Source organism: Pseudoalteromonas sp. PS5 (genome assembly GCF_004103255.1).
GTDB lineage: Bacteria > Pseudomonadota > Gammaproteobacteria > Enterobacterales > Alteromonadaceae > Pseudoalteromonas > Pseudoalteromonas peptidolytica.
The window spans coordinates 1-5,977 of the sequence record NZ_RCSQ01000199.1 but is presented as its reverse complement, the minus strand read 5'-3'; the positions used below and the strand labels follow the sequence as shown (position 1 = coordinate 5,977).

7 protein-coding genes are annotated in these 5,977 nt (G+C 41.5%); all 7 read right to left on the bottom strand.

What is annotated here, in order from left to right:
* Positions 1-290: 290 nt before the first annotated feature.
* The 7 genes from D9603_RS19850 to D9603_RS19825 all read right to left on the bottom strand — a co-directional run bounded on the left by D9603_RS19850 (position 291) and on the right by D9603_RS19825 (position 5,855).
* Positions 291-1,202: a hypothetical protein gene (locus tag D9603_RS19850; RefSeq protein WP_125254450.1), complete on the bottom strand. Its 912-nt coding sequence runs from the start codon at positions 1,200-1,202 to the stop codon at positions 291-293.
* A gap of 166 nt (positions 1,203-1,368) precedes the next feature.
* Positions 1,369-2,832 carry a HAMP domain-containing sensor histidine kinase gene (locus D9603_RS19845; RefSeq protein WP_128732614.1) on the bottom strand — a complete coding sequence of 488 codons (1,464 nt, stop codon included), beginning with the start codon at positions 2,830-2,832 and terminating at the stop codon, positions 1,369-1,371.
* Positions 2,829-3,554, bottom strand: coding sequence for a response regulator transcription factor (locus D9603_RS19840; RefSeq protein WP_128732613.1), 726 nt, complete (start codon positions 3,552-3,554; stop codon positions 2,829-2,831). Before D9603_RS19840 ends, D9603_RS19845 begins: the two co-directional genes overlap by 4 nt.
* A 52-nt stretch (positions 3,555-3,606) precedes the next feature.
* Positions 3,607-3,846: a spondin domain-containing protein gene (locus tag D9603_RS22315; protein ID WP_277750232.1), complete on the bottom strand. Its 240-nt coding sequence runs from the start codon at positions 3,844-3,846 to the stop codon at positions 3,607-3,609.
* Positions 3,824-4,315, bottom strand: a complete 492-nt coding sequence (locus tag D9603_RS19835; RefSeq protein WP_277750231.1) for a spondin domain-containing protein — start codon at positions 4,313-4,315, stop codon at positions 3,824-3,826. Before D9603_RS19835 ends, D9603_RS22315 begins: the two co-directional genes overlap by 23 nt.
* 12 nt (positions 4,316-4,327) lie before the next feature.
* Entirely contained in the window at positions 4,328-5,026 is a 699-nt protein-coding gene (locus D9603_RS19830) for a spondin domain-containing protein (protein ID WP_128732612.1), read from the bottom strand.
* 463 nt (positions 5,027-5,489) lie between these two features.
* The gene (locus D9603_RS19825; protein ID WP_128732611.1) at positions 5,490-5,855 is read right to left on the bottom strand and encodes a PilZ domain-containing protein; all 366 of its coding nucleotides are present in this window, start codon (positions 5,853-5,855) and stop codon (positions 5,490-5,492) included.
* Between the last annotated feature and the right edge of the window lie 122 nt (positions 5,856-5,977).

Sequence of the window (5,977 nt, the reverse complement as noted above, 5' to 3'; positions counted from 1 at the left end):
GCGTCAAACCCGTTGCAGCAATGCGACGGTTTTTTGCTATATGGGATTTGAAAATAAAACCTCACAAGATAATCAACACCTCGCGAGGTAAACTCGCTCCCACCACGACATCAACAAGGTGCAGTACTGGTAGGAGGCGGTTTACCCGCCGATGGTTTCTGGGGGGATTATTGCTCGAGAGCCCTCACAGCTTATGACTCTCGATAGAATTGATCCGTTTGTGATAAGTGTTTTTCATTGCAAAATAGATCATTTATTTAATGCAATAGGCATGAGTAATGTAACGATAGCTATGATCCGTCAGCTATCACCCTTATCTCCCGTTGCCTGTTCATAGAATTATGGGATGTAGCTCCTCGTGATGGGAGTCTATTAAAAGTAGCCAGTGGTGCATTCCCTAGCGCGATTTCTACCTCAAAGTGAAATGCCTTGGGGTTTTCTGGAGCATAGTTTTCTTTAGAGAAGAAAAAGCACGGATCACCACCAACACCCCAGCGGACACCCTTTTTCAAAATATATGAAGCACCTGGAATATTCTGCCACTGTCGTCCTGGTTGCTTGTATTGATAGCGCTGACGGATATCAATGGTTCTTCCCATAGTAAGGGGGCGCCTGACAATATAATCAGGGTTAAATGTTGAGTGGTCGTCAGTGACCGAGGCGCTTTGAGAGCCATTTGGTGGCATAAAAAAGCTTTGAGGTACTCTACTTAATAATTGGTTAAAAGGAGGGTCATAAGCCCTAGCGGTTGGATACCATACATGCTCCCTTGTTAGGCAGTGTGTAAAGGTGTTCACATCACCATTGGTACTATCAAATGTGAATTGATGTTTAAAAATATACCGTGCGTTATCAATTCTTATCATACCATGAGTGGGATCTCGAAATTGATACCATTGTAATTCAAAATCATGAAAAGCCATATTGTAATTCGTTGGGCGGGCAAAGCTGTCGATATTTAATGCGTTGCCTAAGTAAACTAATGCTGTTTGGTATTTTAGAAGTTTATCTACTGGCAGGCTGTGTATCTCACCCTCTATGTTTTCGGCCGTTCGATTATTGATATTTCGATTATTTGGGCTGTTCTGCGCATTACCACCTAGCAGGAGAATGATATTGTTTAGAGAGGAGGCACTCTGGCGAAAGCCATCATTGGCGGTTCCAACGTGGTTCATAAAGTTACGCATTGAGACTATTGGCATAGTAAACTTTCCGTATTGTATTACAAATCAATGAAGTATAATTTTTACTTTTAGTTAAAATATAGTTTACTTAAGTGGAAAGCCAGAAATATTTATATCGAAGGTATACCGAGAGGTTATCTTAAGTAGAAAGTACCAAACCATAAAGGTTGATCACAAACTTTATTCACTTATTTAAAGGCAAAATGATTTTGAATTGGGTACCTTCATTGATCATGCTTGCTACACTGATCCGACCTTTCAGTATTCTGATTAGCTCACTGGTTATCGCAAGACCGAGACCTGCATTGTGTTTGCGGTTGCTATTGCTGTTTTTGCCTTGAAAACTGGCATCAAAAATATGTTGTAGATCCATCTCACTGATCCCTATGCCCGTATCATTAACTTTGACATGTGCATAACCTTCATGCTCTTCTAGTATCAAGCTAATTTTCCCTCCGGCTTGTGTATGCCTTATTGCATTATCAATTAAGTTTGACAGAACTCGGTCCAATTTACCTATATCACTGGTAATAGCCATAGTACTTTGAGTAGGGGATATGACTATCTGTAATTGGTTAGCCTCAGCTTTTAATTTGAATTTTGCAGCAACGTCATAAATAACCTCCAGTAAATTAAAAGTTTCTATATTCATTTTTGCATGCCCAGCTTCTAGATGAGCAAGCTCAAAGATTTGGTCAATGAGGTGATTTAGTTGATTGATATTTTTACTGGCAACTTTAAGGTTTTCCATAATGGTTTTATCTGTGGTTTGCTTTTCGATGAGCTCTATATAGCCTTTTAGCGATGCTAAAGGAGTGCGTAGATCATGACTAAGCTGAGATAGAAATTTCTTACGTTGTTCATTTTTATCGTTCAATGTGGTTAGTTGATATTGGATTTTATCCAGCATCGCATTCACACTTCGCCCTAGTCGGTGTATCTCGTCATTTTTTGCAGGCCAATTGATTTGCGCATCGGGGCTGATGTCAAATTGGTTTTGACTCACTCTGTCAATATACCTAGTAAGACGAGCAATCGGGTTGGTTATCTTGTTGAGTAAAAATAAGGCTATTGCAAGGAGGAGTAATAAGGTGCCAAGTAACCATAATGTGCCAAGCATGACCTTTTCGGAGCTTTTCAGTTGCTCAATGATGTTGTTGTATTTTGAAGATCCAATAATGATGTATAAATAGCCTTGAAGTATATCTTTGTTAGTAACAGGTGCTACAGAGAAAATTTTACTGTCATGTGTACTTCTTGGGTCGTCACCTAAAATTGGTAGCGTATTGTTTGTGATAAGTAACTGCTGTAATGGGGTGATATCAATCTTCTCTCGTTTGATTTCGCCTGGTTCTGCACTGTATGTGAGCAAGTTTCCCTCTGGAGATACAAAGTAGAATTCAAAGGCAGGTCCTAAGATCATCAGCGTATGGAACAAGTTGCTTAGCCCTTCATAGTCATAAACCCCCTCCCTGATAAGTGGGTTATCCGCAACTAAATGTTGAGCTAAAGATAAGTGAAGCTGTTGCTCTGCCTGCGATTTTGACACTTGTGATAATGCTTGAGTCCACCATATAAAAAGCATGCAAATCAGTAAAAATGTGACAAATAGCATGGCTGCTAGCTTTTTATATAATGTGAGTCTCATGCGTTCACTCCTTGAAGGGAGCTTGCGTTCAGCTTGTATCCGACGCCCCATACGGTCTCTATGACAATATGATTGGAAATGGGATCTAGCTTTGCGCGTAAGCGATTAATGTGTGAATTAACGGTATGCTCATACCCTGAGTGTTGATAGCCCCAAACGGACTCAAGTAATTGAGATCGCGAAAACACATGATTAGGATGTTTAGCAAAAAACTGTAATAGCTCAAACTCAGTCGCTGTGAGCTCTAGCTTTATGTCACCAAGTAAGATTTCATGACAATCGGTATCGATAGTTAGCGCGCCAACTTGAATTTTATCGTCTGAAGAGGTGGGAATAGAGCTTTTATCATTTAATTGACGTACATGTCTCAATTGGGCTTTTACTCTAGCTTGAAGTTCTCGGCTGTTGAATGGTTTACAAATGTAGTCATCGGCTCCGACTTCTAACCCAATGATTTTGTCTATTTCACTGCTTTTCGAGGTAACAATAATAACGCTACTCATTGGGTACAAAGATTTAAGTTCTCTACACAAGCTGAGTCCATCCATATTTGGTAACATTAAATCGAGCATAAATATTGCATGTTGCTTCTTTTTTGCCATATTCAAAGCGTCTACACCATCCGCGATATGGGTGACGGTTAATGACAGCTCTTCTAAATGAACTTGAAGCAATCTAGCTATATCTTCATCATCTTCAACTAACAATACACTGTCTAACATATGCAGCCCTTAGTGGAGCGAAAGCGCCTATGGGCAGGCGCTTGCTCATGGGCTATTTGATTCGCTCAATTGTTATTGCCAACAGCGGATTATCAAACTTATGTATACTGGTTAACGTAGAGCTTGTTAAGCCATCATCGTTGCCAACGACTCCGCTATGCATGGTTACCATATTCTGGTTATCGTTACGTTCCACATTAAATCCTTCTCCACCATCAGCAGGCCCGGGGATACTCCCTTGGGCTTCAGTATTTAGCTCTGTACCAGCATCATACGCTGAAGTGCGATACATTTTTTTTTTCACCGATGGGCATAGTGGACACATCTATGGCATTAAGACCGGAAAATCCATCATTTGTATTCACCATCATGGTCAATAAAGATAATTTTAAATTGGCGAGAGTCTCAGACTTAATCGAAATGGTTGACGTAGAGCCTGGCCCAACTGGGGTCTCGGTTGTGCTTGACGACATAGTCATACTTTGTGCTAAAAGTGCACTGTTATCGCCACCTTCTGCGAGCTTTTCAAGTTCGTTAGAGGCGGCGTTACCAACTTCGAAGTAGTGACCTGATTGATGTAACATAACAGCAATGGGTGACATCGGCTGTGCTTGAGTGAGGTTGGTGATACTTACGGAAAACTCATAGTCTACCACTGGTGGTGTTGGTGTGTCTGGTACCACTGTGCTGTTATTGTCATTGTCTCCACATGCACTCAGTAAGAGCGCTGATATGGCAACGAGTGTTAATTTGGTTTTCATCTCAGGCTCCTGTTACTTTACGGTGATTGTGAGTTTAGCAACTGGATTTAACCAGCGATGTACAGTGTTGTGTAGGTCACTTGCCCCGCCAATTTGTTCATCATCTCCAACATTGCCTCTGTGAATATGGATCGTGTTGTTTTCTTCGCTGGTGGTAACGCCTAGCCCTTGGCTACCCGGAGTCACGCCCGGAGAAGCGGGAATACCAGCCATACCTGGCGCACCAGAACCATCGACAACCAACTCATTGTTGGCTTCGGTACCTGCATCATACGCGTTAAGGTATACTTCATATGTACCTGCTTCAGTAGGTATGGGCCAACTATTTAAGCCGACAAAGCCATCATTCGTTGGTAGCATCATGGCAACCAACGATAGGTATGTGTTTCCATTACTCGTTGAGAGCATCGCCATTGTTGAGCTTGCCGGGGCGAGTAACCCACCAGCAGGGTTCATTACCATATCGGCGTTGATACTTTCTAACACATTACTCAGTCCAGAAATATCACCTCCTTCGGCCATCGCTTGAAGTGGCTCTGAAGCAGTTTCACCCAATGAAAATAATGCTGTGCCAGGGGCGTGTGCAGTCACAAGCAAGGGCGTATAGTAAATACCATGAGTCAGGTTGGTTATTTTCACTTCGAGCTCTTGAGCAAGGGCACTACTGGCAAAACAAGTGGCTACTAGGGTGGTAAGGATCTTGGCTTTCATGATGTGGTCTTCTCATTTTGTATTGTTAGTAAACTTATCATGGCAAGGAGTTATTGAGAGGGGCTCACGGAATTATCACATTTTCATCACAAAATACCATCATGTTTATCACGGTACACCCAGCTTGGTGCTCGAGCGAAGTTTGTAAAGTTAAGCGAATCAGTATTGCGTTAGTTAATTTGTAAGTAGGTTTGTTTTTACAAGAAGGGGTGTACTAATTAGCCCCGATAATTGCTCAATTTGGAGGAGTAAACCTGACGCTAAGTACGTTAACAATTTCTTATTTAGAACCAGTAAAAAGCAAAATCTTTACCTTGCCTACACGGATGTTGATACCTTGGCGATAGAGGACGCGTAGGGGGTGTTATCGACAAGATTTTCTCGCCTCAAAATAGACCACTTAATTAAGACAATCGGTATTGCTGACACGGACGGTATCTTTTATTTTAAACGCTTCGGTGGGCTAGTCTTCTTCGTGGGTCAACTGTTCGAGTTCGCGATAAAGTATATCTTCATCGGCTAGATTAAGCTCTATAAGGCGCTTAAGGTGGGTAACACTATCTAAATCTATTTGGCGGCAGTGGACGCCGAGATGTCCTTCTTCAACATGGCGAACTTCAACTTCCATGGTAATTTTAATATCACTGCCGGGCAGGTAGAAATTTAAGCTTGCAGGGTCATTTTTAAGTGGAACATAACCTTCAGGTAGGGTGAGCAGCGCTCCGTTCAAGGATAGATCCAAGATTTTGCAGCTAAAGTCGCCACTAGAAGCCATAAACTGCGCCTCATTTGAAAAAATCACTCTAGAAAACCTTCTACGCTCTTTCATTACTTAACCCAATCATCCATATAGTTAAAATAATAGCGTATATCACGTTACTCGCTACTAAAAAGTGATAATTAATAGCTGTATTTTGTTGCTCTTAAGCATAATACCATATATGGACTCTC

Bases quoted from the DNA above. Each gene is read 5' to 3' on its own strand.
- D9603_RS19850 (WP_125254450.1), bottom strand. From the start codon at position 1,202: ATGCCAATAGTCTCAATGCGTAACTTTATGAACCACGTTGGAACCGCC.
- D9603_RS19845 (WP_128732614.1), bottom strand. From the start codon at position 2,832: ATGAGACTCACATTATATAAAAAGCTAGCAGCCATGCTATTTGTCACA.
- D9603_RS19840 (WP_128732613.1), bottom strand. From the start codon at position 3,554: ATGTTAGACAGTGTATTGTTAGTTGAAGATGATGAAGATATAGCTAGA.
- D9603_RS22315 (WP_277750232.1), bottom strand. From the start codon at position 3,846: ATGTATCGCACTTCAGCGTATGATGCTGGTACAGAGCTAAATACTGAA.
- D9603_RS19835 (WP_277750231.1), bottom strand. From the start codon at position 4,315: ATGAAAACCAAATTAACACTCGTTGCCATATCAGCGCTCTTACTGAGT.
- D9603_RS19830 (WP_128732612.1), bottom strand. From the start codon at position 5,026: ATGAAAGCCAAGATCCTTACCACCCTAGTAGCCACTTGTTTTGCCAGT.
- D9603_RS19825 (WP_128732611.1), bottom strand. From the start codon at position 5,855: ATGAAAGAGCGTAGAAGGTTTTCTAGAGTGATTTTTTCAAATGAGGCG.